This is a genomic window from Streptomyces spinoverrucosus (genome assembly GCF_006539505.1).
In the GTDB taxonomy this organism is placed as follows: Bacteria; Actinomycetota; Actinomycetes; order Streptomycetales; family Streptomycetaceae; genus Streptomyces; species Streptomyces spinoverrucosus.
In genome coordinates, this window is the sequence record NZ_BJND01000179.1 from 1 (window position 1) to 1,378 (window position 1,378).

Genomic DNA, 1,378 nt, shown 5'->3' on the forward strand with positions numbered 1-1,378 from the left:
GCGGGCCGCGACGTAGGTGCGTACGTCGGCGGGGTCGTAGCGGACGTGTTTGCCGATGCGGAAGCCGGGCGGGCCGGTGCGCTTCTTGCGCCACTGGTAGACGGTCTCTACGGGCACCTCGAACATCTCGGCGATGTCGTCGGGGGTGAGGTACCGGTCCGGGAGGCCGCCTCGGAGAGTGGCGCGGGGGTCGGGGTCTGTCGGCTTTGCCATAGGGACTCCATGCGGGGAGGGCGTGGCCGCGTCTGTCCGAGGTGCGGATTTCTGCGTCATTGCGTCATCAGCGTCATTCGGGCTTCTGACCTGCGGCTTTGCGTGACGCAGTGGTTCGGGGGTGCGTCATCGGCGCGTCATGGGCTGCGTCATCGCATGACGCAGATGACGCAGGATGACGCAGAGGCAGCCGTCTGCGTCATGGCTGTTGTCGCAGGTCAGGGGCCGTTTTTCGGCTTGCATGACGCAGATGACGCAGCGTCTTCCCTCTTAGGACAAAAGAGGGGGTGTCTGTTGTACTTCGGTGGCCCCAGTGCGTGAAGAAGGAGCCGCTTCGCGGCACGACCTTGGGGCGGCTCCGCCGCCGCGGGAGCAAGCAAGAAGAGCACCAGGGGCAACGCGTGCTCTTCTTGCTGTTCGGCGGAACGCCGCCCAAAGGACGCGCCGCGAAGCGGCCCCTTACTGCTTGTCCGGACGAGCGCGTGGGCGCGGGTCAGAACATCGGTTTGTGCTCGTGCGGGGGCGGGGCGGCCAGGCGGGTCATTTCGAGGTAGCGGCCCTCGCTGGTGCGGCCGGTGTCGATGAGAACACCACGGGCAGCCAGCGTCGGCTGGAGCCGCTTGAGCCGGTCGGAGAGGACCTTTCCCGTGGTCGGCCAGCCCTTGGGCAGCGGACGCAGTTCGTCGCCGCTGTAGAGGCGACTGAGGTGGTGCAGCCACTCGGTGGAGGTCATCCGCTGCGCCGCGCCCGGCTCGATGGTGTCGGCATGCCTGAGGACAGTCTGCGCGAGCAGGTCACCCTCAATCACGTCGTCGTTCAGGTCGTCCAGACTGGCCCGGTAAGCGGTGAGCGCCCCAAGACCGGTTGCCGCATCGAGCTGCGCGCACAGGTGGGCGAAGTCGGCCATGCGCAGGTCGGTGGGGGTCTCCGCCTCGGCTGCCCGGACCTTGACCGTGAGGTCCAGCAGCGAGCCGAGAACGACGGGCAGAACCTCCGCGTACTCCGCCCACAGTTCCGCCTCGGTGCGCCGGACACGTGGCCGCTCCAAACGCAGCGGCAGGAGCCGTTCCGCGAGGTCGGGCCGGATGACTCCCACGTCGATACCGGTCAGGAGCAGGGGGCGGCGGTAGCGGGCGCGGAAGACGTCCCCGTCGGTGAACAGGGC

The 1,378-nt window shown here is 68.2% G+C and carries 2 protein-coding genes; both read right to left on the bottom strand.

The window, feature by feature from the left end; all coding sequences use genetic code 11:
* Nucleotides 1-213 (bottom strand): helix-turn-helix transcriptional regulator (locus SSP24_RS42390; RefSeq protein WP_141316598.1); only part of this gene is annotated, 213 nt, incomplete at its 3' end.
* A 493-nt stretch (nucleotides 214-706) separates the two neighbouring features.
* On the bottom strand, nucleotides 707-1,378 hold a 672-nt coding region (locus SSP24_RS42395; protein WP_507772852.1), incomplete at its 5' end, for an AICE element replication initiation protein.